A 21,792-nucleotide genomic window follows, 5' to 3' on the forward strand; every position below is an offset into this window, starting at 1 on the left:
ACGCATGGGAACTCTCCCCGTGTCTTGATGGAAATGGAATGCCCCGCCTTCCCAGGCCGGGGCAGAGACAGCGCGCTGGCGCTACGGCGTGCTGCTTGTCATCACCGAGCTTCGATGGCCCTCGATGTCGGTGCTTTTCAGGTCAGCGTGCGCATTGGCACATGGCTCGATCGGCATCGATGCGTGCGATCTCGATGCGTGCGCTGGCGATGCAGCCAAGCTCTTCGTTCTCATGGGTTCCCTGTGTTTTTGCGTGGCGCGGACTGTAGACCAAAACAAGTCCTAACCCCGTCGAGGAAATCTCGCTTTTCGTCGCGCGAATCTCGCAGCCTCCGCAGCGCCCGCGAGGTCCGTTTCCCCCCTGGCGAAGCTCAACCCGCAAACCGCCGCCGATACTCCCCCAACGCCACCCCCAGCCTTCGAGCGAAGGCACGCCGGAATCCATCCACGTTCGCATAGCCGACCGCATCGGCCAGCCGCTTGACCGGAAGGTCCGATTCCTCCGCCAGCCGCCGCGCCGCGTCGATGCGCGCGATCTCGACGAACTCGGCCGGGGTGTACCCCGTCTCGCTGCGGAACACGCGCGCGAAGTTGCGCTCGCTCATGCCGGCCCGCGCCGCGAGCGCGGGCACCGAGAGGTCGTCCTTCAGATGCGCGAGCACGTGCTCCTGCAAGGCCCCCATGGCCGAACGCTCGGCGGTCTGGGCCGCCAGGTGGGCGCTGAACTGGCTCTGCCCACCCGGCCGCTTGAGGAACATCACCAGCTCGCGCGCCACGCGCAGGGCCAGGTCGCGGCCGTGGTCCTCTTCCACCATCGCCAGGGCCAGGTCCATGCCGGCGGTCACGCCGGCCGAGGTGAAGAGCTTGCCGTCCTTCACATAAATTGCATCGGGCTCCACCCTCGCCCGCGGGTAGGCAGCGGCCAGCCGCGCGACGGAGTTCCAGTGCGTGACCACGCGCTTGCCGTCCAGCAAGCCCGCGGCCGCGAGCACGAAGGCGCCCGTGCACACCGAGCCGAAACGCCGCACCGTCTTCGACCGGCGTTGCAGCCAGGCGTGCACCGCCTTGTCGCCCGTCACCTCGTCGATGGTCGGGCTGCCGGCCACCAGCAGGGTGTCGATGGCTCCGCGATGGGCATCGACCGTGGTATCGACGGCCAGGCGCAGGCCGCTGCTGCTCTTGAGCATGCCGGCCTCGGTGCCGATCAGCTGCACCTGGTACGCGCGCGGCCGGCCGAGCTGGCGGCCGGCTTCGGCGAAGACGTCGGCCGGGCCCACGACGTCGAGCAGTTGCACCCGGGGAAAGGCAAGGATGGCGATACGCATGGCGGCAAAAGCAGTTTGGTTGGCAGAAAGCGCCGTCATCGGGCGCCCCCGGCAGAAAGAGTCTGGCAGAAACTAAACACATCAGCAAATTCAGCCGAAGGATCGCACCATGCAAGCCCCACCTCTCACCCTTCCCGCCGGCGCCGTCCGTCAGGCGCGCGCGCAGGGCTCCATCCGCCATCTGCCGGTCAACCTGTTCGCCTCGGTCATGGGACTGTCGGGGTTGGCACTGGCCTGGCGGCTCGCGCACGGCAGCCTGGGCGCGCCCGCCCTGATCGGCGAGGTCATCGGCGCCCTCGCGCTGGGCGTGTTCGTGCTGCTCGCACTGGGCTACGGGGTCAAGGCGGCCAGGCACCCGGAGGCGGTGCGCGCCGAGTTCGCCCACCCGGTCTCGGGCAACTTCTTCGGCACCATCGCGATCTCGATCCTGCTGCTCTCGGCGGTCATCGCACCCTACGGCGCCGCTGCCGCCAGGACGGTGTGGACAGCCGGCCTGCTGCTGACCCTCGGACTCGGCCTCGTCGTCGTCTCGCGCCTGCTGCGCGGCGGGACGGACGACGCACACATGGTGCCGGCCTGGATCATCCCGGGCGTGGCCTCACTCGACATCCCGGTCACCGGCGGGCAGATGCCCATGGCCTGGGCCGGCGAGGTCAACCTGCTTGCAGCCGGCGTGGGCACGGTGCTCGCGCTGGTGCTGCTCACGCTCATCGTCAAGCGACTGGCGCAGCACGCGCCGCTGGCGCCGCTGATGACGCCCTCGCTGATGATCCTGGTCGCGCCTTTCGCGGTGGGCTTCCTGGCCTACACCAACCTCGTGGGCGAGGTCGACCGCTTCGCCGCCCTGCTCTTCTACTTCGCGCTCTTCATGTTCGTGGTGCTGGCGCCCCGGGTGTTCCGGCGCAGCGTGCCCTTCTCTCCCGGCTGGTGGGCCATCAGCTTCCCGATGGCGGCCCTGGCCAATGCGGCCCTGAAGTATGCGCAGTCCCGGCCGACCTGGCCGCTGTGGGCGATCGCCACACTGTTGCTGGCGGGCCTGAGCGTGGCGCTGGCGGTGCTGGCGGTGCGCACCGTGCGCATCGCGCTCGACGGCCGGCTCCTGGCCGGCTGAAAGCGAAGGAGCGGGCGCTACTGCGCGAACATGAGCAAGAGCCGCTGCGCATCGTGCTCCGCGTCGCCCAGCGCATCATCGGCGGTGGCGCGCAATTCGCAGCACACGTGCACCACCCGGTCCTGCGACGCCTCGCGGATCTTCACCACGCCGGACCACCAGCTACCGTGGCGCTGGCAGTCGATCAGCATGATCTGGCCATGCGCCTGCGCAAAGACCTCCAGTCGCCGTAGCCGCCTCTCGGGGCGGCGCCGGCCATCGCGGCGGGCGGAGGCCGGTTCGTCGTTCGGGAATGCCCACCAAGACCTATGAATCGGGGCTCCACGAGCGCACCGTGGTCATCGAATGGTCACCCTGCGCACGCAGACGCCGGCGCTGGCCGATCTGTTCTGCCAACGGCCGAGCTTCGAGCGCTGCGGAGCGAGCGAGCTGCGATTCGAGGCGGCGTCGGTGGAGGCGGCGGTGCGGATGCTGAACTGCTGTTCGGCGATGTCGGCGATGTTGCGCTGAGGGGCCTCTGCAGCCATGCAGGCGTTGCGTTGCTTCGAAAAGGCCGCATGCCAATCCTGACAGCTTCGCGGTATCGCCCGGCAACCTGCACCTCCGTTGCACCGCCCACCCCCTCCGGCGGACAAGACGGCCCAACGAGCTGGGCTACGTTGCCACGGGCCTGTCGGGTGCGAAATCCTACGAGCTGGTGCGCGCCGATACCGCGCGCTCGGGAAAGGTGGTCGAGGACATCGGCGGTCTCACGCTGGATTGAGCGTTCACTTGATCGCTGTGGACCTTGTTCAACTCAGGATCGCCGCAGCTCCCAAAGGCGCTGCCTCGCATGATCAAGCGCCTGGATGAACTCGGACATGGGAAAAGACCATCTTCCCAAGTCGGGGCCTGGTTGAATCTCGATGATCGCGTTGTCGAAACCGGCTTCCTGAGAGACCATCGCCACATAGGCATCGTCGTAGTAGATCTCCGCAGTCAGATCCTCGTGCTCGGGGTCGTCGCCTACGCTCACTGTGAATCGGGTCATGGCTACTCTCTCAGTCCTTGGAACGTGCCGTCGCGGTTATAGCGCACGACCCGGCCATCAGGTGCAACAGCATCCAATCCGCCTCGAGCATTCGGCACAACTTGACCACCTGGACTTGTCAATACATCGTCAACCAGGTCCTGTCCGCGAGAATTGGCTTGTACAGGTTTGTTGACGTCAATGTCCCCTTGCGTCCACTTTGAACCATCGCGGCTTCCGTGTTTCTGCAGTGATCTGCCTGCGGCCGTAAACCCACCCTTGGCAGCCGCGCCAGCGGCACGAGAAAGGTCATCCAGCGAGTAGGTTGGCTGACAAATCGGACCAGCGACACCCCGCCCCCAGTCTGCCGATGCGGCTCCACTGAGTCGCGCGCGGCCCGGTACGCCGATCGGCAGAGGCTGCCATCCCGGTATCGGAGAAGGCTTGATCACACCCCCTGTCACGGGCGAGAACGGTCCCGGCACAGCGCCGTTGGGCTTCTTCGGCGCCAGCCCGTCGTCATCCAACACGCTCAGCGGATCGTCCAACGCATAGACGAAGCGGTTCGTGCCCGCGTTCAGTCCAAACGCATCGACTTGCGTGTAGCGGCCGAGCGAGGGGCTGTAGAAGCGATTTCGGTTCTCGAACAGCCCCGACTCTTCATCCGCATAGTGATTCGGGTAGCGGACGTTGTAGGTGATGTCCGGAAAGCTCGTCGTGCCGGGATTCGGGTTGGCCTCCAGGTTCGCGAACCTGTTCTTCGCGATGGTGGGCTTCTCGTCCCCGAAGGCCGAGTAGGCCCATTGCCAGACGACCTGGCCCTGGCTGTCGGTGAGTCTTCTCGGGGTGTTCAGGTGATCGCTGTGGACGGCGTAGGGCTGCCCGTTGATGATCGCTGCGATGGGCATCGGCCCATTCGCCGTCGGCAGGTAGATGTACTGGGTGCTTCCGGTACTGTTGGCTCCGCCGGTGCCTGTCTCCGAGATCAGATTGCCCTCTTCGTCGTAGAGGTAGGCGGTGCCCTGCTGTTCGGCACCACTGGTGGCGGGGCTCCAGAGCCGCGTGAAGAAGCTCTTGAGGCTGTCGGCCAAGCCGGCCGTGGTGATGCCGATCTGCGGCGTTGCCGACGATGGCCCGGCCTGCAGGGCACCGGCGACTGCGAAGGCGGCCAGGACCATCGCGACGAGACGCCAGAGGTGCCAGGCTGGGATCGGCGGCGCGGATGGCGCGGTGGCCTTGCGGTGGCGTGCGGCAGATCCTCGTGCAGGCCCTGAAGAGCGGGCGCGACGAGGGGTTGAAGCTGGGGTGAGGCGCTTCGAGCGACCGCTCGAGGCGATGAAGGACGAGACACGGGCGATCAACGCCCGCAGCGGCACGCACCGCGATGGACTTTTCATGTGTGACAGCTTTCCGGGAATGCCTGTTTGTTGTCGAGGCCCCGACACCAGGCAATGTGCGGGGCCGCGCGACTATACGGTCAGCCGGTCGAGGCTGCAAGCATTGCCAGCGCTCGGCGGCTGGCGGGCCGCGCGTAGCGCTGGCCGGTCCGAGGATGCGCACTCTCGGCATACCGCTCGACGGTAGGCCGCCATGGATCGAGAAGGCAGCGCTACTGCACGAACATCAGCAAAAGCCGCTGCGCATCGTGCTCCGCGTCGCCCAGCGCATCATCGGCCGTGGCGCGCAGTTCGCAGCACACGTGCACCACCCGGTCCTGCGACGCCTCGCGGATCTTCACCACGCCGGACCACCAGCTGCCATGGCGCTGGCAGTCGATCAGCATGGTCTGCCCATGCGCCTGCGCAAAGACCTCCAGCCGCCGTAGCCGCCTCTCGGGGCGGCGCCGGCGGCGCAGGGAGGAATGGAGCAGCGCGGTGAACATGGTGCAGTAATTGGTTCTATTGAACCGTCCTACAGCCCGCCGGGGAAGTGGCGAAAGTCACGTTTCCGGGTGCCGCCTCAATCACTGCGCCCGATCGTGCAAAAAGAAGCGTTCTTCCGTGGCCCGCCTGCGACATGCCGACGATGCGCGTGGGCTGCTGCGCCAGTCAGTTGGAGAAGACCGAGGCACAGGCACAGCGCCACGGCCCCGCCGGCTCAAGCGACGCTGTTGCGAAGTACCCCGATTCGTTCGATGTCGCATTCCACGAGATCGCCGACTTGGTTGTAGCCCTTGGCGGGCACCAGCGCTTCGTCGTCATCGCCTGCGGGCGGTGGCGTCCAGCGCCCGCCCAGTTCGGCGTCGGATGACCAGGCGGTGCCCGCTGGCGTGCCCGTGATGATGACCATGCCGGGCTTCAAGGTCATGTTGATCGAGAAGAAGTGGATCAGCTCGGCGCACGACCAGATCATGTCGCGCGTGCTGGAGGACTGCCGCAGTTCGCCATTGATGCGCGTTCGAAGGCGCAGGGCCTGCGGATCGCCCACCTCGTCGGCAGTGACGACGCAGGGGCCGAAGGGCGCCGAGGTGTCGAAAACCTTGCCCCGGCCCAGCTCGTACCAGGCGCTTCCATCCGGCTTCAGCCGCACCTGGCGGTCGCGCGCGGTCACGTCGTTGACGATGGAATAGCCGAACACGTGCTCCAGTGCTGACGCCACCGGGATATGCCGGCCCGGCTTGCCGATGACCACGGCCAGTTCGGTCTCGCAGTCCAGCTTGCGGGTGAGCACCCGGTCGTGCACGATGGCATCGCCGGGTCCGATGACGCAGTCGGAAGTCTTGATGAAGAACTCCGGCTCCTTGCCCGACAAGGGCGCCGCCGCCTTCTCCCGGTTGTGTGCGTGGTAGTTGCTCCCGGCGCACAGGATGGTGGTCGGCATGAACGGCGCCAGCAGCCGCACCTCGCCCATCGCGTACACCCCAGCGCCCGTCTCGAACAAGGCTTGCCCGTGCCGGGCGACGTGAGCCTGTGCCTCGGCGCCGCCGCGGATGAAGCCCGGCATGTCCTCGAACCAGTGTCGGCGTTCGTCGTGCAGGTCACGCGCGAGCTGGCCCAGGTCGGCGATGCGGTCCCCGCGCTGCAGGCCGAGCCGCGCCGCGTCGGCAGCCCGGTCGCCGGGCGCGATGAATCTTAGGAGTTTCATGCTTTGAGGAAGGAGGGGTCGAACATCTCGGCCAGGCTCATTCGTTTCTTCAACACGCCGTTGAGCTCCAGCACCTTCTGCGTGTTGTCCATCAGCGCGGCATCCACGATGCCGGTGGGCGACACGGCCTGCTTCACGCGCCTGACGCCTTCGAGCAACACGTCGTCGTCGAGGCCGGTGAACACAGGCTTCAAGGTCTTGGCCGCCTCCTCGGGCGTGCTTTGCACCAGGTAGGCCGAAGCGTTGCGGTACGCCCGCACGGTTTTGGCGACCAGTTCGCGGTTCTTGCGGATGAAGTCGGGCGTGGCCCACAGGCCCTCCATCAGGAAGGAAGGCAGGCTGGGATCGTCGCCGCTGGAATTGTCGAGCAGCGTGATGGCGGCGCCCTGGCTGACCAGCGTCTCGCCGATGGGTACCGAGATGTAGATCACGTCGAGGTTGCCCCGGCGCAGTGCGGCGGCGAGTGATGGGGCATCCCCCATGCCGGTGATCTCGGCATCCTTGTCCGGGTCCATGCCAGCCGTGATGAAGTTGTAGCGCGCCATCTGCCAGGTGAGCGAACCTGGCCGCGTCACGCCGATGCGCAGGCCCTTCATGCGGCGCACGCGCTCCGCGACGGGCATCGAAGCGCTGACGCCCAGCTTGTCGGCCACCTGCTTGCGCATGGTCACGTTCACGATGGACTTGTTGAGCAGCGCCATCACGCATTGGAGCTTCTGGCCCTGCTGCAGCGCCGGCAGCACCTGCGCGCCGTCGTTGACGGTGAACTCGGCGTGGCCTGCGAGCACGATCTGCACGTCGGGGCCGCCCCCTCCGGTGTTGACCAGCTCGGCCTCCAGGCCTTCGGCCTTGAAGAGCCCGCGCTGCTGGGCCACGAAGCTCTGCACGTAGGCCAGGGAGCTGACGGCCTGCGTCACCTTGATCCTGCTCTGCGCCCAGGCGGGCCGCAGCCCGGACGTGCCGAGCACTGCGCCAAGCGCGAGGGTCTTGACGGCGTGCCGCCGATTGATAGTCGACATGGTCGCTCTCCGTTTGTTGAGTCGTGGGGCGGGTGGGGTTCAGGCGTCGAGTTGGCCGATGCGCGTGGGCGGCCGCCAGCGCAGCATGCGGCGCTCGAAGAGCGAGAACAGCGCGTTCATGACGGTGACGATCGCCATCAGCAGCAACAGCCCCGCCATGGTTCCGGTGGTGTTGTACTGCGCCGTCTCGACCTGGATCTTCCAGCCCAGGCCCGCGCTGGAGGCCACGAACTCGCCGATGATCGCGCCGATCAGCGCATAGGGAATCGACAACTTCAGCCCCAGGAAGATGTAGGGCGTGGCGGCCGGTAGCACCACCTTGCGGAAGATGGCCTTGTCGTTGGCGCCCATGACCCACGCGAGGTCCACGAAGGACTTCTCGATGCTCTTGATGCCCGAGTAGGTGTTGTAGAACATCACGAAGAACACCAGGGTGAACACCAGCACGATCTTCGGCAGCAGCCCGATCCCGAACCACACGACGAAGAGCGGTGCGAGCGCGACGCGCGGGATGCCGTTGATCGCGACGAGGAAGGGGTCGAGCACCGCCGAGAGGAACGCCGAGCGGCTCAAGCCCATGCCGGCCAGCATGCCGCCCGCGGCCCCGGCGGCGAAGCCGACCCAGGTCGCGGTCATCGTGAACATGAAGTGCTTCCAGAAGTCCTTCTGCACGAAGTCCCAGATGTACTGCAGGATCAGGGAAGGCCGGGAGACCCAGAACAGATCGAACAGCCGGCCGGATGCCAGCTCCCAGAAGGCCAGGACCACGGCCAGCAGGAGCACCTGCACCAGGGCAATCTTCTGCTCGATGCGGCGCTTCTTGCGCTGTGCACTGCGCAGGGCTTCGCGTTCCGAGGTCATGGCGTTGGATGAGCTGAGAGAGGTGTTGGCAACGGCGGTTGTGTTCATGCGGCCACCTCCACTTCGCGCTGCGAGCCCATGATTTCTTCCTCGAGCTCGTCGCCCAGGGTCGACATCAGCGACCTGAACGCCGGCAGTTCGTGCAGGTGCCGCAGGTTGCGCGGCCGGGGAATGTCTACCGTGTGCACCGACTTGACGCTGCCCGGACGCTTGGTGAGCACGAGCACCCGATCCCCCAGCGCGATGGCCTCGTGCAGATCGTGCGTGATGAAGATGATGGTCTTGCGCTCCTGCGCCCAGATGTCCAGCAGTTGCTGCTGCAACAGCAGGCGCGTCTGCGCATCGAGGGGACCGAAGGGCTCGTCCATGATGATGAGCCGAGGCGAGTAGCTCAGGGCGCGCACGATGTTGCCGCGTTGGCGCATCCCGCCGGAGAGTTCGTAGGGATAGCGGTTCTCGAAGCCGGCGAGCTGCACCTTGGCAAGGTACTGGCGTGCGATGCGGCTGCGCTCGCGCGGTGCCACGCCGCGCAACTCGAGCGGGAACTCCACGTTCTCCTGCAGAGTGCGCCAGGGATACAGGTTGTCGTCCTGCATCACGTAGCCGATCTTCATGCGGTCGATGGCGTTGCTGCCTTCGAAGAAGATCGCGCCGCTGCTGGGCTTCTCCAGGCCGACAAGCAGGTTGAGCAGGGTGGATTTGCCGCAGCCGCTCGGGCCCACGACGGTCAGAAACTCCCCGTCCGCCACAGTGACGGAGATACCGCGCAGCGCGGTCACGGAACCGCGCTGCGTGTCGAAAGTCTTGGCGACATCCCGGAATTCGAGGATGGGCGGGGCGGCGTGCGATACGCCAGAGGGTACGGCGGCTTGCATGGCGCTCTCGACTCAGGCCAAAGCGATGGCTTCGATCTCGATGTCGAATTCCCAGGGCCAGGAACCGACGGTTACGAAGGTGCGTGCCGGCGGGTTGTGCGGAAAGTACTCGGCGTAGATCTTGTTCACGTCGTTGAAGTAAGCGGAGTTGGCGATGAACACCGTGGCCTTCAGCACCTTGTCCATCGAGGAGCCGGCCTGCTCCAGCGCGTACTTCACGTTCTCCAGGGACTGGCGCGTTTGAACCAGGATGTCGCCGCGTACGACCACGCCCGTCTTGAAGTCGACCGGGGGCAGGCCCGAGACGAACACCAACCCGTTCCCCTTGGTGGCGCAGGAGAGCGGGATCTTCTTGGCGGCGATGGCCTCGTCCAGCTTGCCGCAATCTACGATTTCCTTGGTCATGAAAGCTCCAGTCGTTGACGATTAATGAACCAATTCATGAACTTTATTGAACCAATAATCGGCTGTCAACACGGGTGAGCCCTCAATGGCACTGCATGAGCATGGCGTTTACCCTATGACATTGGTCCTATCAAGGGTGTAGAAGACCGATCAATTCCACCACAATTGGTTTTGTAAAGGTATGGGTTGCTCCTATAATCCGCGCTGTTGCGGTGCGCCCCGATCCAGGCAGTGCGCATCGCCCCATCGAAGCGAAAAGCCATGTCCGTGATTCCTCTTGCCAGCAGAAAAAGTCTCAACGTGCGCGAGCGCTCCAGGGAACTGGGCGTGGAACTGCGCAAGTACGTCCTCAACCGCATCGCGACCGGTCAGTTGAAGCCGGGCGACAAGCTGCCTACGGAGCGCGAGTTGACGGAGATGTTCGGCGGCGGGCGCGGCTCCGTGCGCCAGGCGCTGATGGCTTTGGAGAACGAAGGCCTCATCGCGCGCGAGGTCGGCCGCGGCACCTTCGTGCGCGAAGCGGCGGCCGCGGCTTCAGCCCCACGCCCGCTGCTGGCACCGGCGGCCGAGCCGGACCACTCCGTGCCACTGGACATGGCGTCGATCGCGCGCATGGCCAGCCCCTCGGACGTGATGGAACTTCGCATGATGATCGAGCCGGCCGTCATCGAGCAGGCGGTGCTGCGTGCGAGCCAGAGCGAGATCGAGCGCATGTACGACTACCTGAAGCAGGCCACCCACGCCAAGACGCTGGAAGAGTTCGAACACTGGGACGACATGCTTCACCGCGCATTTGCCCTCGCGTCGCGCAACCCTTTGTTCGTGGCGGTCTACGCCATGATCGGCGCCGTGCGCCTGGAGGCCCAGTGGGGCGAAATGAAGCGCCGCACCCTGACCGATGCAGCCAAGGCCAAGGTCTTCGACGAGCACGTCGCCATCGTCGAGGCAGTGCGCAACCGGGACGCGGCAGGCGCGCGGCGCGAGATGCAGCACCACCTCGGCGAGATCAAGAAGAACATGTTCGGCGGCTGAGTCGCTCCGATTCGGCGCGCCCGCCTCCCTGCACCTGAGACACGAGGAATCGAATGCCCAAAGCCTATTGGATCGCGACGTACCGCTCGGTCCGCGACGCCGACAAGTTGAACAGCTACGGCAAGCTGGCGGCGCCGGCCATCGCGGCGGGCGGAGGCCGGTTCGTCGTTCGGGGGATGCCGATCAAGACCTATGAATCGGGGCTCAACGAGCGCACGGTGGTCATCGAGTTCGAGAGCGCCGCCCAGGCCATGGCAGCCCATGACAGCGAGGCTTATCAGGCGGCGCTCGCCGCACTCGGTGACGGGGCCGACCGGGACATCCGCATCGTCGAAGGACATTGACCCTGGCCAGGCCCTAGATGCCTACCACTGGGCGCCGATGGCAGCCGCCCCCGCCTTGAGCTGCGCCAGGTGGCGCGACACGATGCGGGCCTGCGCGTCGAAGCGCCTGAGCCACACGACGTTGATGCACGCGAGCACCTCCTTGCCGTGCAGCACCGGCACAGCGATGGCCGCGAGCTGATCGTCGAAGCGCTCGATGGCCTCGTCGTGGCCGCCGAAGCGGGGGTCGCGCGTGGCATAGCCGCGCCGCTGCACGGCCAGGCGGATCGCCTCCATTTCCGCAGACACCGTGTCGGGCGCGCGCTTCGACTCGCGCGCCAGCCGGCGGGCCAGGCGCTCGCGCTCCGGCGCCGGGCAGTGGGCCAGGTAGGCGCGGCCCACTGCCGAGCGCAGCATGCCGATCGCCATGCCGATCTCGTCGCGGTTGACGGCCAGGCCGCTATTGCGCCGCGTGGTCTCCAGGAGCCGCATGGCGCTGCCGTCGCGCACCGCCAGGTCGGAGGGCCACACGATGCGCGCGCGCAGGCTTTCCAGCACCGGCATCGCCACCTCGATCAGCCGTTGGTGCGCCGGCGAGAGGATGCGCGTGGGCACCATCTGCAGCGCCGGCCGCCAGAGGCCGTCGCCCTCGGCGCGCCAGACGGCGCGCTCCTGCTCCAGCGTGTGCAGCAGGCGCAACAGCGTGGGCTTGGGCAGCGAAGTCTCGCGCTGCAGCTCGGCCAGTGTCGCCTTGCCGCGCGCCTGCAGCACGCGCATCAGCGTCAGCGCGCGAGAGACGCTGCGGACCGATTCGTCTGCGCCCATGTCGTCCTTTCCAGCGTTCCGCTTGCCGGAACGGTCGCCGATATTCGTTGAATCGGGCCAGCCCGGCAACTAGCCTTTCCCGCAGTTGCAAAGGAGACCGACATGGTCCGGAATGTTCTGTTCATCATGGCCGACCAGCTGCGCTGGGACTACCTGGGCTGCGCCGGCCACCCGCGCCTGCGCACGCCCAACATCGACGCGCTGGCGGCGCGCGGCGTGCGCTTCACCCAGGCTTTCGTGCAGGGCCCGGTGTGCGGCGCCTCGCGCATGTCGACCTACACCGGGCGCTATGTCTCCAGCCATGGATCGATGTGGAACTTCGTCCCGCTCTCGGTCGGCCAGAAGACCCTGGGCGCGCACCTGCGACCGCACGGCGTGCGCTGCGCGGTGGTGGGCAAGACGCACGTGGAAGCGGACCTCGAAGGCGCACGCCGCCTGGCCCTGAACACCGCCAAGGGCGAGGGCCTGCTGGCCATGGAGGGTGGCTTCGAGCCCTTCGAGCGCGACGACGGCATCTGGCCGCCGGGCTTCAAGGTGGAGGGCAACCGCTACTGCGACTACCTGCGTGCGCGCGGCCACGGCGGCGACAACCCGTGGCACGAGCATGCCAACTCGGCGCTGGGCGACGACGGAGAGCTGCTCTCCGGCTGGGAGATGCGCTGGGCCGGGCGGCCGGCGCGCGTGCCCGCGCAGGACAGCGAGACGCCCTACATGACGCGCCGCGCGATGGACTTCATTGCCGAGCAGGGCGAGCGTCCCTGGGTACTGCACCTCTCGTACATCAAGCCGCACTGGCCCTACGTCGCACCCGCGCCCTACCACGCGATGTACGGCGCCGATGACGTGCTGCCCGCGCAGCGCAGCGAGGCCGAACGGGAGGACGAGCATCCCGTGGTGCAGGGCTTCCGCCAGACCGAGCCCAGCCGAAGCTTCAGCCGCGAGGAGGTGCGTTCCACGGTGATTCCGACCTACATGGGGTTGATCACCCAGATCGACGACGAGTTGGGCCGCCTGTTCGACTTCCTGCGCGAGCGCGGGCTGGACCGCGAGACGCTGATCGTGTTCACCAGCGACCACGGCGATTACCTCGGCGACCACTGGCTGGGCGAGAAGGAGCTGTTCCACGACACCATCGTCAAGGTGCCGCTGATCGTCGTCGATCCGCGCGCCGAGGCCGATGCCACACGGGGCACGGTCTGCGACGAACTGGTCGAATCGATCGACCTGGTGCCGACCTTCCTCGACGCGCTCGGTCTTCCGGGTGCGCCCGAGTGGCTGGAAGGACGTTCGCTGCAGCCGCTGCTGCACGGCCAGGCCGAGGCGGCGCCGCGCGAGGCCGTGTTCAGCGAGAACAGCTATGCCTTCCGCGACGAAGTGCGCCTGCCCTCGGGGCAGCCGGTGGATGCCTGCCAGATGACCATGGTGCGCACGCGCCGCTGGAAGTACATCGACTACCAGGGGCTGCCGCCCCAGCTCTTCGATCTGGCGCAGGACCCCGGCGAGTTGGAGGACCTCGGCCGCTCGGAGGCCCACGCCGGCGTTCGCGCCGAGATGGCGGCGCGGCTGTTCGCATGGCTGCGCGCGCGCAAGCGGTTTCCCACGATCCGCCACGAAGACATCGAGCAGTGGAACCGGCGCGAGGTGAAGGCCGGCATCCAGATCGGGCATTGGTAGGGCTGCGCAACAGCCATTTGGATTTTCGACAACCAAGGAGACAACCCATGAACAGGAAGATCAAGGCCGCCCTCGCCGCGGCACTCACCGGCCTCACGCTCGCCGCCGGCGCGCAGACATGGCCGACCCGGACGGTGCGGCTGATGGTCGCCTTCCCGCCCGGCGCACCGGGCGACCTCGTCGCGCGCCTGATCCAGCCGCGGCTGCAGCAGGCACTGGGCCAGCCGGTGATCGTGGACAACCGTCCGGGCGCGGGAGGCAACATCGGCGCGCAGGAAGTGGCGCGCGCCACCGACGGCCACACCTTCCTGGTGGGGCCGGACACCATGCTCACGGTCAATCCGCACCTCTACCTCAAGCTGGGCTTCAAGCCGGCGGAAGACCTGGTGCCCGTCACCTACCTCGCGCGCTTCAACCAGCTGCTCGCCTGCCACCCGTCCGCGGGCGTGAAGTCGGTGGGTGAGTTCATCGCGCTGGCCAAAAGCAGGCCCTTCAATTACGCCTCGGGCGGCGCCGGCGTGCCGGGCCACCTGGCGATGGAGATGCTGATGGCCGACACCGGCATCGCGCTCAACCACGTGCCCTACCGCGGCCCCGGCCCGGCCACGCAGGATCTGCTGGCCGGACAGGTGCCCTGCGGTTTTCTCGCCTCGCCCGTGGTCGGCCCGCACGTGCGCGCCGGCAAGCTGGCCGCGCTCGGCGTGTCGGGCGCGAAGCGCACCGCCTCGCTGCCGCAGGTGCCCACGGTGGCCGAGGCCGGCGTCGCGGGCTACGACGCCAGCTTCTTCGAGATCGTGGCGGCACCGCGCGGCACCCCGCCTGCGGCGATCGAACGCCTGCAGGCGGAGATCGCCAAGGCGCTGCACGAGCCGAAGGCGAAGGACACGCTGGCCGCCGCGGACCTCGAAGTGATCGCCTCGACACCGGCGGATGCCGCGCGGCAGATGCGGGCCGACTTCGCCAAATGGGGCGCCGTCAACCAGAAGGTGCGGCTTCAGCTGGACTGAGCGGGACCACCGCGGCGCACCGCCCGCTCCTGCCGCGCGAAGCGCATGATCATCCACGGCCCGAGCATCGCCCCCAGCCCGACCGAGCTCCAGGCCGCGGCCCAGGCCAGCGTGCTTCCCGCGCCGAAGCGGGCCCCGCCCCAGTCCAGGGCCAGGCCGAACACCCAGGGGCTGATGGCACCCGCGCCAAAGCCCATCACCGAGCGCACCGAGTAGGCCGCGCCGAGCCGGTGCGGCGGCACCGCCTCGGCCAGCGCCGTCGAATACACCGACGAGTCGGCGATCGCCAGCATGTTGTAGAGCGCCGCCATCAGGGCCAGCGCCCACAGCGGCCAGGCCGCCATCCAGCCGAACGCGAAGGACATGCACAGGCTCGCGAGGCTGGCGGCCATCATCACGCGTGCGCGGCCCAGCCGGTCGGAGGCGGAACCGCCCAGGATGCTGCCGGCCACGCTCACCAGGTGCGAGAGGGCCGCAATGGCGATGCCGATGCTCTGCATCGAGCCCGTCGCGCCCGAGGTGGCGACCAGGTACGCCGGCAGCCAGGCCCACAGCGCCAGCAGTTCCCAGCAGTGGAAGGCGTAGGCCCAGTTGCCCGTCATCGCGCGCTTGTCCCGCAGGGTCTCGCCCAACGCGCGCAGGGCGCCGGCGGCGGCCGCTGGCGGTGGCGCCTCGGCCGGCCGCATGCGACGCAAGGCCGCCACGGTGAGCCATGCGCCCGCCACGTTGCAGCCGGCGACCGCCAGCAGCCCGGCCTGCCAGCCCGGCCCGAGCGCGAGCGAAGCCACCAGGGCCAGCGACAACGCATAGCCCAGCGAGGCCGCCGCGAGAAACAGGCCCATCGCCCGGCCGCGCTCGTGTGGCCGCGCGTTGGCGGCCAGGAGCTGCAGTCCCGGGGTATAGGAAGCACCCGCGCACAGCCCGGCCACCCCGTACAGCAGCGCCGCCGACACCGGGCCGCGCGCCAACAGCGCGAAGGCGAGCACGGCCGCGGCGCCGACCATGCTGCCCACGATGAAGACGCGGTGAGGCCCGTGCCGGTCAGCCAGCAGGCCCACCGCGAACAGGGAGCTCAGGTAGCCCACGTGCCAGGCGCTCTGCACCGCGCCGGCCTGCGCCGCCGTCATGCCCCAGTCGCGCATCACGAACGGCAGCACGCCGGCATAGGCGGTGACGATCATGGCCTGCAGCACGCGGCTGGCGCACATCAGCGCGAGCCAGCCCGAGCGCGGCAAGTCAGGCGAGGGGCGCGCCGCGACGTTCACCGGCCAGCGTCCTCCTTCGGCATGCGCCGCATCGACACGGTGCCGGCCCGCTGGACGTGCATCGGAGGCGGCTCGGCATCCTGGAGGTACGCAGGGGCATGAAGGCGCATGCGGCTTGCTCTCGTCGGGTCTCGTTCAGGTCGGGATGGGAGCGATCTTGACCGCTCCCATCGAATCAATGAAGCATTCACATCGCCTCGAGGCTGCGGGCGTGTCGCTTCGCCATGTCGCGCGTCGATCTTCATGATCGGGATGGTCCTGGCGGGCCCCATACCTTCGAAGTTCAATGCACCACGAGCTGGCGCAGGGTGGCCATTGGCAACATGAGGTGCCGCGCGTCGTCGACAAAAGGAACAAGGCCGTACTTGCCGCAAAACGCAGCGGCGCTATCGTCGCGGGCTTCGACCACCATGGCGTGGACGGCCAGCGTCTGGCTCGCCAGCAGCACTCGATGCAGTGCATCCATCAGCAAGAACGCACCAAGCCCCTGGCCCTGCATCGAGCCATCGACCGCCAAGCGACCGAGCAGCGCGGCCGGCACCGGGTAGTGAGGCAAGCGCTTGGCTTGTGCCGCGGGCAACTTCTCGCGCCGGAAGCTCGAAGCCCCCAAACTATAGAAACCGCAAGCCGCCGACGACCCTTCCTGCACTGCGACGAAGACGCGCGCAACGTCGCGGCGCACATCCTGCGACGCCAGCTCACGAAGATAGCGGTCGAGTTCCGGGGCCCCGCTCATGAAGCCGGCGCGATCGTGGCCTTTGTCCAGCGGCTCGATGCGCCACCGCGGGCGCGGACGCTTCACTCCTTCGCCTTTTGGTACTTCGCGAAGGCCTTGCGCAGCTCTGCATTGGGCGGCGGGGGATCGACCAGGGCATCGAAAAAGATCGTCCAGTCCGCGCTCGACAGGCTTGCGACCTCGTTCTCCCGGACGACCCTTTCAGCTTCTTCCAGGGCAGTCGCCAGCACGAACTGGCTGACGGTCTTGTGACGGTAGTTGGCGGCGCGCTGAAGGACGCCCTTGGACGTGGCGTCCAATCGAATCTGAAGTCGGCCTTCTTTGGTCTGTGCGGTCCTTGGCATGCGGGCTCCCGTGAAGCCCGAATTGTAAGCACAATTGGAGTACAGGAGATATTCAATCCGGAACCAGGTTCGCCTCGCCCCCCCACGTGGGCGCTATCGTTCCATCCCGCCGCGCACCAGCACCCGCTGCGTCGGGAACAACGACCACCCCCAGCGCTGCTGTGCGAAGCCCCACAGCCCCTGCTTGAAGAAGATCGTCACGACGATCGCCAGCAGCCCCAGGCCCAGCAGGTACCAGGTGCCGTAGTCGCTCAGGAACTTGTTGAGCGCCCAGAAGATGAGCGCCCCCACCAGCGGCCCCTCGATGCGGCCGATGCCGCCGATCACCACCATGAAGATGGCGAAGGCGGTCCAGTTCACGCTGAAGGCCGCGTCGGGGCTGATGCGCAGGTTGCCCAAGAAGTACAGCGCGCCCGCCAGCCCCGCGCCGAAGGCCGCGACCACGTAGACGGCCAGCTTCATGCGCGCGACCGGGATGCCTTGCGACTCGGCCGCCACCTCGTTGTCGCGGATCGCCAGCAGCGCCAGGCCGCGCTTGCTGCGCAGGAACAGGTAGACCAGCGCCACGGCCGCGACCACGCAGGCCAGCGCCATCCAGTAGGTGACGCTCTCGCGCGTGGCGCGCTCGATGCCGCGCAGCGCGGTGAGCGTGGTGCCGGAGCCGCCGCCCACGGCCGAGATATTGGCGAAGCTCAGGCGGAACACCTCGGCGATCACCCACGTGCCGATGGCGAAGTAGCCACCCGACAGCCGGAAGGCGACGTAGGACACGGGCACCGCGATCACGCCCGCGGCGAGCGCGCCCAGCGGGATGGCGACGAAGGGGTTGAGCCCGGCGAAGTTGCCCAGCATCAGCATCACGTAGCCGCCGAAGCCGAAGAAGGCCTGCTGGCCGATGCTGACCATGCCGCCGTAACCGGCCAGCAGGTTCCACATCATCGCGAAGATGAAATAGCAGGCGATCTCGACGAACTCGCGCATCCAGCTCGATTCGCCCCACAAGGGCAGGCTGGCGGCGAGCAGCACGAGCACGATGGAGACGCCGAGCGCGGCGCGGCTGGCGGCGGTGCTGCGCACCACGTCGAAGCCGGTGGGAAGGGGGGCGGCGGCAAGCACCGGGTTCTGGGTCACTGGAGTCCTTTCGCCTTCGGCGGCGGTAGTCGCCTTCGGAGCGGCCATGCGGCTCATGGCGTCAGCCTCGCGTCTTGGGGAACAGTCCCTGCGGCCGCAGCACCAGCACGGCCAGGAACACGATGTGGCCAACCCAGATGCCCCACCCGGGGTCGAGCCGGAAGCCGATCTGCTGCGTGATGCCCAGGATCATGGCGCCGGCCAGCGTGCCCCAGAAGGAGCCCATGCCGCCGATGATCACGGCCTCGAAGGCGAACAGCAGCAGCAGCGGGCCGTCGGAAGGGGAGACCGTCGTGCGCATGCCCTGCAGCGCGCCGGCCACCGCGATCAGCACGAAGGCGATGGCGGTCGCGAAGGCATAGACTTTCTTCGCATCGAGCCCCATCAGCTCGGCGATCTCGCGGTCGTCCGAGACGGCGCGGAAGGAGCGGCCGAGCGCGGTGCGCGCGAACAGCCACTGCAGCGCCGCGGTGGCGGTCACGGCGACGGCGAGGATCACCAGCGGCAGCACGCCGACCGAGAGCGAATCGCCGAGCGCCAGCCCGCGGGTGTTGAGGCCGCCGGTCTCGATCGAACGCGGGTCGGCCGAGAACACTTCCAGCAGCAGGTTCTGGATCACGATCGACAGGCCGAAGGTGACCACCAGCGAAGGCAAGGGGTCCTTGCCCAGGGTGCCGTTGAGCACGTAGCGCTGCAGCGCATAGCCGAAGCCGAAGGCCAGCGGCAGCACGGCCAGCGCCGTCAGGAAGGGCGCGCCGCCCGCCAGCGCGGTGCCGGCGATGACGGCGAAGGCGCCGAGGATGATGAAGTCGCCCTGCGCGGTGTTCGTCAGGCGCATGACGCCGAACATCAGCGACTGGCCGAGCGCGAAGAGCGTGTAGAGGCCGCCCAGCAGGGTGCCTTGGACAAGGATGTCGAGCATTCTCAGATTCCGAAATAGGCTTGGGAGATCTGCTCGCGCGAGAGCGCGTCGGAGCGGCCCGTGAGCGACACACGGCCCTCCTGCAGGCAATAGATGCGCTGCGACACGCGCTGCGCCATGGTGACATCCTGCTCGACGATCACCACCGTCATGCCCTCGCCGGTGATGGCCGGCATGGCGGCGTAGATCTCGCGGATGACGATCGGCGCCAGGCCCAGCGAGAGTTCGTCGCACAGCAGCAGCTCGGGGTTGCTCATCAGCGCGCGGCCCAGCGCCACCATCTGCTGCTGCCCTCCGGAGAGGGCGGTGCCGGGGTTGTCGCGCTTCTCGGCCAGGATGGGAAACAGGGCATAGAGGCGCTGCAGGTTCCACGGCCCCTTGCGGCCGGCCAGGCCGCCGATCAGCAGGTTCTCTTCCACGCTCAGGCTGGGGAAGAGGCGGCGCCCTTCGGGCACCATCGCCAGACCGCGCTTGACGATCTCGCCGGGCGGCAGGCCGCCGATCGGATCGCCCTTGAAGCGCACGGCCTCGCGCGGCGCGCGCACCAGGCCGGTGAGGCATTTGAGCAGCGTGGACTTGCCTGCGCCGTTGGCGCCGATGATGGCGACCAGTTCGCCCTGCGCGAGCGAGACGTCGACGCCGAAGAGGGCCTGGGCGTCGCCGTAGAAGGCCTGGAGGCCGTGGGACTCGAGCAAGGCCGTCATGCTTCCATCCCCATGTACACACGCCGCACCTGCGCATCGTTCATCACCGCGCGCGGCTCGCCCTCGGCCAGCTTCTGCCCGAAGTTGATGACGAAGAGGCGGTCGGCCAGCGACAGCAGCGCATGCACCACGTGCTCGATCCAGATCATGGTCACGCCGCGCGCCTTGATGCGCTGGAGTTCCGCGACCAGCTCCTTCGCCTCCGGCTCGGTGAGGCCGCCGGCGATCTCGTCGAGCAGCAGCAGCTTCGGCCGCGTGGCCAGCGCGCGCGCCAGCTCCAGCCGCTTGCGGTTCAGGAGCGTGAGGCCGCCGGCCGGCTTGTTGGCGTGGGCCATCAGGCCGGTCTCGGCCAGCACCTCGTGCGCGGTCCGCCAGGCCTCGCGCTCGGCCTGGCCGCCGCCGAAGCAGGCGGCCGTGACCAGGTTCTCGAACACGCTCATGTTGCCGAAGGGCTGCGGCACCTGGTAGCTGCGGCCGATGCCGGCATGGCAGCGCTGGTGCGGCTTGAGGCCGGTGACGTCGCGGCCCTCGTATTCCACCCGGCCGGCGTCCACGCGAACGTCACCGGAGATCAGGTTGAACAGCGTGGTCTTGCCCGCGCCGTTCGGCCCGAGGATGCCCAGGGTCTCGCCCTCCTTCACCGAGAGCGTGATGTCGTCGGTGACCTTGAGCGCCCCGTAGGACTTGCGAACACCATGGAGCGCGAGAAGAGTCATCGCAGGCGCCCGTTCACAACAGCTTCAGCGTGCCGCTCGTGGGAATGTTCTTCGCGGCCTCGTTGTTGACCAGGGTCAGCTCGTACTTGTACTTCTGCCCCTTGCCCCACTGGCCCAGCACCAGCGGCGTCTTGCTGACGTTCTTGAACGGGCCCTGGCCGCCCCACTTCACCGGGCCGACCACGGTGTCCAGCGAGGTCGCGGCGACGGCGTCGCGCACGTCGCCAGCCTTGACCGACTTGGCCCGGCCGAGCGCATTGGCCGCGACTTCGAAGAGCGCGTGCGCGAAGCCGATGGGCTGGGTCCACTGCTTCTTCGCGCCGGCCTCGTAGGCCTCGGCCAGCGACTTCGCGCTTTGCTTCGTCAGGCTGGAGGTGAAGGGATGGGAGGGGCTCCACCACACCTCGGTGGACAGGCCCTCGCCCAGGTCGCCCAGCGCCTCGATCGCGCCGGGGAACAACAGCGCCTTGCCCAGCGTGATGACCTTGGGCTTGAAGCCCTGCTGCCGCGCCTGGGTGAGGAAGGTCTTGGCATCGGGCGGGATCACCACGCCGGTCACGATCTCGACGTTGTCGCGCTTGAAGGCGGCAATCTGCGCGCTGAAGTCCTGCGTGCCGTTCTGGAAGCGGCCCGGGTCGGTGAGGGTGAAGCCCATCTGCGACAGCGGCTTGGGAAAGCCCAGCTCCTTGTCGCCCCAGGCGTTGCCGTCGCCATCGTTGGGGAACAGTCCGCCCACCTTCTTGTTGGTGGCGACCGTCTTCCAGCCGTTGGTGAAGTTGGCGATGACGTCCTCCAGTCCCCAGAACAGGTGGTAGGTCCAGTTGAAGCCCTTGGCCGGGTCGCCCTTGCGGCCGAAGAACCAGGGCTGCCAGGGCACCACGCTGGAGATGCAAGGCAGCTCGTTGAGCTCGCAGGCGTCGCTGACCGGGTTGGCGGTCTCGGGCGTGCCCGCCGTCAGCACCAGCGCCACCTTGTCCTTGAGGATCAGGTCGTTGGCGACCTCGCCCGCGCGGTTGGGATTGGACTGGCTGTCCTTCAGCACGATCTGCACCGCGTATTTCCTGCCGCCGACGCTCAGGCCGTCCTTGAAGGCGGTCTTCATCTGGTCGATGACCCACTTGTCGGCCTCGCCGAAGGGGGCGAGCGGGCCGGTCTGCGGCGAGACGTAGCCGATCTTCAAGGTATCGGCGGCGAAGACCAGTGGCGCGGCGCTGCCGGCGGCGAGAGCGGCCGCGGCCTGGGTGAACTGTCTGCGATTGAGGGTCATGAGGGTCTCCTTCTTCGTTGTCTGCCTGCACAAAACCGATTCGATGCCGTCTCAGGCCGGCGGCGCGCCGTCGAAGGCCCGCTGCAGCAGCGCGCGGATGGCCTGGCGCTCGGGTGGGCCGAAGGGCCGCGGGTTCCAGTAGGGGTTGGCCACGGCG

The 21,792-nt window shown here is 67.7% G+C and carries 24 protein-coding genes and 1 pseudogene; 6 read left to right on the top strand and 19 right to left on the bottom strand.

Annotation, left to right across the window (positions count from 1 at the left end; genetic code table 11):
• Window positions 1-371: 371 nt before the first annotated feature.
• Window positions 372-1,325 carry a GlxA family transcriptional regulator gene (locus ABEA07_RS18205; RefSeq protein ID WP_345539611.1) on the bottom strand — a complete coding sequence of 318 codons (954 nt, stop codon included), beginning with the start codon at window positions 1,323-1,325 and terminating at the stop codon, window positions 372-374.
• 109 nt (window positions 1,326-1,434) lie between these two features.
• Between ABEA07_RS18205 and ABEA07_RS18210 the strand changes: the two genes are divergently transcribed.
• Complete coding sequence (locus ABEA07_RS18210; RefSeq protein ID WP_345539613.1) at window positions 1,435-2,436, top strand: SLAC1 anion channel family protein; 1,002 nt, start codon at window positions 1,435-1,437, stop codon at window positions 2,434-2,436.
• A 17-nt stretch (window positions 2,437-2,453) separates the two neighbouring features.
• Here the strand turns inward: ABEA07_RS18210 and ABEA07_RS18215 are convergent, their stop codons facing one another.
• Window positions 2,454-2,627: a hypothetical protein gene (locus ABEA07_RS18215; protein WP_345539614.1), complete on the bottom strand. Its 174-nt coding sequence runs from the start codon at window positions 2,625-2,627 to the stop codon at window positions 2,454-2,456.
• Window positions 2,628-2,790: 163 nt separating this feature from the next.
• Between ABEA07_RS18215 and ABEA07_RS18220 the strand changes: the two are divergent.
• Window positions 2,791-2,946 (top strand): annotated as a pseudogene (locus ABEA07_RS18220) (M55 family metallopeptidase); the annotation flags it as partial.
• Between the two features lie 286 nt (window positions 2,947-3,232).
• On the opposite strand, the gene ABEA07_RS18225 reads toward ABEA07_RS18220, so the two are convergent.
• The 8 genes from ABEA07_RS18225 to ABEA07_RS18260 all read right to left on the bottom strand — a co-directional run bounded on the left by ABEA07_RS18225 (window position 3,233) and on the right by ABEA07_RS18260 (window position 9,689).
• Window positions 3,233-3,466 carry a hypothetical protein gene (locus ABEA07_RS18225; RefSeq protein ID WP_345539616.1) on the bottom strand — a complete coding sequence of 78 codons (234 nt, stop codon included), beginning with the start codon at window positions 3,464-3,466 and terminating at the stop codon, window positions 3,233-3,235.
• A 2-nt stretch (window positions 3,467-3,468) separates the two neighbouring features.
• A complete protein-coding gene (locus ABEA07_RS18230; RefSeq protein WP_345539617.1) occupies window positions 3,469-4,623 on the bottom strand; it encodes an RHS repeat domain-containing protein in 1,155 nt (384 codons plus the stop codon).
• Between the two features lie 431 nt (window positions 4,624-5,054).
• The gene (locus tag ABEA07_RS18235; protein WP_345539618.1) at window positions 5,055-5,327 is read right to left on the bottom strand and encodes a hypothetical protein; all 273 of its coding nucleotides are present in this window, start codon (window positions 5,325-5,327) and stop codon (window positions 5,055-5,057) included.
• 215 nt (window positions 5,328-5,542) lie between these two features.
• Window positions 5,543-6,529: a fumarylacetoacetate hydrolase family protein gene (locus tag ABEA07_RS18240; protein ID WP_345539619.1), complete on the bottom strand. Its 987-nt coding sequence runs from the start codon at window positions 6,527-6,529 to the stop codon at window positions 5,543-5,545.
• Window positions 6,526-7,548 carry an ABC transporter substrate-binding protein gene (locus ABEA07_RS18245; RefSeq protein ID WP_345539620.1) on the bottom strand — a complete coding sequence of 341 codons (1,023 nt, stop codon included), beginning with the start codon at window positions 7,546-7,548 and terminating at the stop codon, window positions 6,526-6,528. The genes ABEA07_RS18240 and ABEA07_RS18245 overlap by 4 nt, the downstream gene beginning before the upstream one ends.
• A 39-nt stretch (window positions 7,549-7,587) precedes the next feature.
• Window positions 7,588-8,457 carry an ABC transporter permease gene (locus tag ABEA07_RS18250; RefSeq protein ID WP_345539622.1) on the bottom strand — a complete coding sequence of 290 codons (870 nt, stop codon included), beginning with the start codon at window positions 8,455-8,457 and terminating at the stop codon, window positions 7,588-7,590.
• Complete coding sequence (locus tag ABEA07_RS18255; protein ID WP_345539623.1) at window positions 8,454-9,284, bottom strand: ABC transporter ATP-binding protein; 831 nt, start codon at window positions 9,282-9,284, stop codon at window positions 8,454-8,456. The genes ABEA07_RS18250 and ABEA07_RS18255 overlap by 4 nt, the downstream gene beginning before the upstream one ends.
• A gap of 12 nt (window positions 9,285-9,296) precedes the next feature.
• A complete protein-coding gene (locus tag ABEA07_RS18260; RefSeq protein WP_345539624.1) occupies window positions 9,297-9,689 on the bottom strand; it encodes a RidA family protein in 393 nt (130 codons plus the stop codon).
• A 261-nt stretch (window positions 9,690-9,950) separates the two neighbouring features.
• On the opposite strand from ABEA07_RS18260, the gene ABEA07_RS18265 reads away from it, so the two are divergent.
• Complete coding sequence (locus tag ABEA07_RS18265) at window positions 9,951-10,721, top strand: FadR/GntR family transcriptional regulator (RefSeq protein WP_345539625.1); 771 nt, start codon at window positions 9,951-9,953, stop codon at window positions 10,719-10,721.
• A 53-nt stretch (window positions 10,722-10,774) separates the two neighbouring features.
• Complete coding sequence (locus ABEA07_RS18270) at window positions 10,775-11,065, top strand: DUF1330 domain-containing protein (RefSeq protein WP_345539626.1); 291 nt, start codon at window positions 10,775-10,777, stop codon at window positions 11,063-11,065.
• A 21-nt stretch (window positions 11,066-11,086) separates the two neighbouring features.
• Here ABEA07_RS18270 and ABEA07_RS18275 read toward each other — a convergent pair whose 3' ends face one another.
• Window positions 11,087-11,869: a helix-turn-helix domain-containing protein gene (locus tag ABEA07_RS18275; RefSeq protein WP_345539627.1), complete on the bottom strand. Its 783-nt coding sequence runs from the start codon at window positions 11,867-11,869 to the stop codon at window positions 11,087-11,089.
• Window positions 11,870-11,971: 102 nt separating this feature from the next.
• On the opposite strand from ABEA07_RS18275, the gene ABEA07_RS18280 reads away from it, so the two are divergent.
• On the top strand, window positions 11,972-13,543 hold the full coding sequence (locus tag ABEA07_RS18280) for an alkaline phosphatase family protein (protein ID WP_345539629.1): 1,572 nt from the start codon (window positions 11,972-11,974) through the stop codon (window positions 13,541-13,543).
• Between the two features lie 47 nt (window positions 13,544-13,590).
• Complete coding sequence (locus ABEA07_RS18285; RefSeq protein ID WP_345539630.1) at window positions 13,591-14,550, top strand: Bug family tripartite tricarboxylate transporter substrate binding protein; 960 nt, start codon at window positions 13,591-13,593, stop codon at window positions 14,548-14,550.
• Here ABEA07_RS18285 and ABEA07_RS18290 read toward each other — a convergent pair.
• The 8 genes from ABEA07_RS18290 to ABEA07_RS18325 all read right to left on the bottom strand — a co-directional run bounded on the left by ABEA07_RS18290 (window position 14,538) and on the right by ABEA07_RS18325 (window position 21,635).
• Entirely contained in the window at window positions 14,538-15,815 is a 1,278-nt protein-coding gene (locus tag ABEA07_RS18290) for an MFS transporter (protein WP_345539631.1), read from the bottom strand. The genes ABEA07_RS18285 and ABEA07_RS18290 overlap by 13 nt on opposite strands.
• A 283-nt stretch (window positions 15,816-16,098) precedes the next feature.
• Window positions 16,099-16,617: an N-acetyltransferase gene (locus ABEA07_RS18295; RefSeq protein ID WP_345539632.1), complete on the bottom strand. Its 519-nt coding sequence runs from the start codon at window positions 16,615-16,617 to the stop codon at window positions 16,099-16,101.
• Window positions 16,614-16,895 (bottom strand): type II toxin-antitoxin system TacA family antitoxin, encoded by a 282-nt coding sequence (locus ABEA07_RS18300; RefSeq protein WP_345539633.1) that lies wholly within the window; start codon window positions 16,893-16,895, stop codon window positions 16,614-16,616. The genes ABEA07_RS18295 and ABEA07_RS18300 overlap by 4 nt, the downstream gene beginning before the upstream one ends.
• Before the next feature lie 93 nt (window positions 16,896-16,988).
• A complete protein-coding gene (locus ABEA07_RS18305) occupies window positions 16,989-18,083 on the bottom strand; it encodes a branched-chain amino acid ABC transporter permease (protein ID WP_345539634.1) in 1,095 nt (364 codons plus the stop codon).
• A gap of 4 nt (window positions 18,084-18,087) precedes the next feature.
• Window positions 18,088-18,948, bottom strand: a complete 861-nt coding sequence (locus tag ABEA07_RS18310; protein ID WP_345539635.1) for a branched-chain amino acid ABC transporter permease — start codon at window positions 18,946-18,948, stop codon at window positions 18,088-18,090.
• A gap of 2 nt (window positions 18,949-18,950) precedes the next feature.
• Window positions 18,951-19,652 (bottom strand): ABC transporter ATP-binding protein, encoded by a 702-nt coding sequence (locus ABEA07_RS18315; RefSeq protein WP_345539636.1) that lies wholly within the window; start codon window positions 19,650-19,652, stop codon window positions 18,951-18,953.
• Window positions 19,649-20,368, bottom strand: coding sequence for an ABC transporter ATP-binding protein (locus tag ABEA07_RS18320; RefSeq protein ID WP_345539637.1), 720 nt, complete (start codon window positions 20,366-20,368; stop codon window positions 19,649-19,651). Before ABEA07_RS18320 ends, ABEA07_RS18315 begins: the two co-directional genes overlap by 4 nt.
• Before the next feature lie 13 nt (window positions 20,369-20,381).
• Window positions 20,382-21,635 carry an ABC transporter substrate-binding protein gene (locus tag ABEA07_RS18325; protein WP_345539638.1) on the bottom strand — a complete coding sequence of 418 codons (1,254 nt, stop codon included), beginning with the start codon at window positions 21,633-21,635 and terminating at the stop codon, window positions 20,382-20,384.
• Between the last annotated feature and the right edge of the window lie 157 nt (window positions 21,636-21,792).

The sequence above is a fragment of the Variovorax defluvii genome (assembly GCF_039541515.1).
Lineage (GTDB): Bacteria > Pseudomonadota > Gammaproteobacteria > Burkholderiales > Burkholderiaceae_C > Variovorax > Variovorax defluvii.

Bases quoted from the DNA above. Each gene is read 5' to 3' on its own strand.
- ABEA07_RS18260 (WP_345539624.1), bottom strand. From the start codon at position 9,689: ATGACCAAGGAAATCGTAGATTGCGGCAAGCTGGACGAGGCCATCGCC.
- ABEA07_RS18255 (WP_345539623.1), bottom strand. From the start codon at position 9,284: ATGCAAGCCGCCGTACCCTCTGGCGTATCGCACGCCGCCCCGCCCATC.
- ABEA07_RS18240 (WP_345539619.1), bottom strand. From the start codon at position 6,529: ATGAAACTCCTAAGATTCATCGCGCCCGGCGACCGGGCTGCCGACGCG.
- ABEA07_RS18285 (WP_345539630.1), top strand. From the start codon at position 13,591: ATGAACAGGAAGATCAAGGCCGCCCTCGCCGCGGCACTCACCGGCCTC.
- ABEA07_RS18270 (WP_345539626.1), top strand. From the start codon at position 10,775: ATGCCCAAAGCCTATTGGATCGCGACGTACCGCTCGGTCCGCGACGCC.
- ABEA07_RS18245 (WP_345539620.1), bottom strand. From the start codon at position 7,548: ATGTCGACTATCAATCGGCGGCACGCCGTCAAGACCCTCGCGCTTGGC.
- ABEA07_RS18310 (WP_345539635.1), bottom strand. From the start codon at position 18,948: ATGCTCGACATCCTTGTCCAAGGCACCCTGCTGGGCGGCCTCTACACG.
- ABEA07_RS18210 (WP_345539613.1), top strand. From the start codon at position 1,435: ATGCAAGCCCCACCTCTCACCCTTCCCGCCGGCGCCGTCCGTCAGGCG.
- ABEA07_RS18225 (WP_345539616.1), bottom strand. From the start codon at position 3,466: ATGACCCGATTCACAGTGAGCGTAGGCGACGACCCCGAGCACGAGGAT.
- ABEA07_RS18265 (WP_345539625.1), top strand. From the start codon at position 9,951: ATGTCCGTGATTCCTCTTGCCAGCAGAAAAAGTCTCAACGTGCGCGAG.
- ABEA07_RS18320 (WP_345539637.1), bottom strand. From the start codon at position 20,368: ATGACTCTTCTCGCGCTCCATGGTGTTCGCAAGTCCTACGGGGCGCTC.
- ABEA07_RS18275 (WP_345539627.1), bottom strand. From the start codon at position 11,869: ATGGGCGCAGACGAATCGGTCCGCAGCGTCTCTCGCGCGCTGACGCTG.
- ABEA07_RS18250 (WP_345539622.1), bottom strand. From the start codon at position 8,457: ATGAACACAACCGCCGTTGCCAACACCTCTCTCAGCTCATCCAACGCC.
- ABEA07_RS18305 (WP_345539634.1), bottom strand. From the start codon at position 18,083: ATGAGCCGCATGGCCGCTCCGAAGGCGACTACCGCCGCCGAAGGCGAA.
- ABEA07_RS18235 (WP_345539618.1), bottom strand. From the start codon at position 5,327: ATGTTCACCGCGCTGCTCCATTCCTCCCTGCGCCGCCGGCGCCGCCCC.
- ABEA07_RS18325 (WP_345539638.1), bottom strand. From the start codon at position 21,635: ATGACCCTCAATCGCAGACAGTTCACCCAGGCCGCGGCCGCTCTCGCC.
- ABEA07_RS18280 (WP_345539629.1), top strand. From the start codon at position 11,972: ATGGTCCGGAATGTTCTGTTCATCATGGCCGACCAGCTGCGCTGGGAC.
- ABEA07_RS18215 (WP_345539614.1), bottom strand. From the start codon at position 2,627: ATGCTGATCGACTGCCAGCGCCACGGTAGCTGGTGGTCCGGCGTGGTG.
- ABEA07_RS18230 (WP_345539617.1), bottom strand. From the start codon at position 4,623: ATGGTCCTGGCCGCCTTCGCAGTCGCCGGTGCCCTGCAGGCCGGGCCA.
- ABEA07_RS18315 (WP_345539636.1), bottom strand. From the start codon at position 19,652: ATGACGGCCTTGCTCGAGTCCCACGGCCTCCAGGCCTTCTACGGCGAC.
- ABEA07_RS18205 (WP_345539611.1), bottom strand. From the start codon at position 1,325: ATGCGTATCGCCATCCTTGCCTTTCCCCGGGTGCAACTGCTCGACGTC.
- ABEA07_RS18300 (WP_345539633.1), bottom strand. From the start codon at position 16,895: ATGCCAAGGACCGCACAGACCAAAGAAGGCCGACTTCAGATTCGATTG.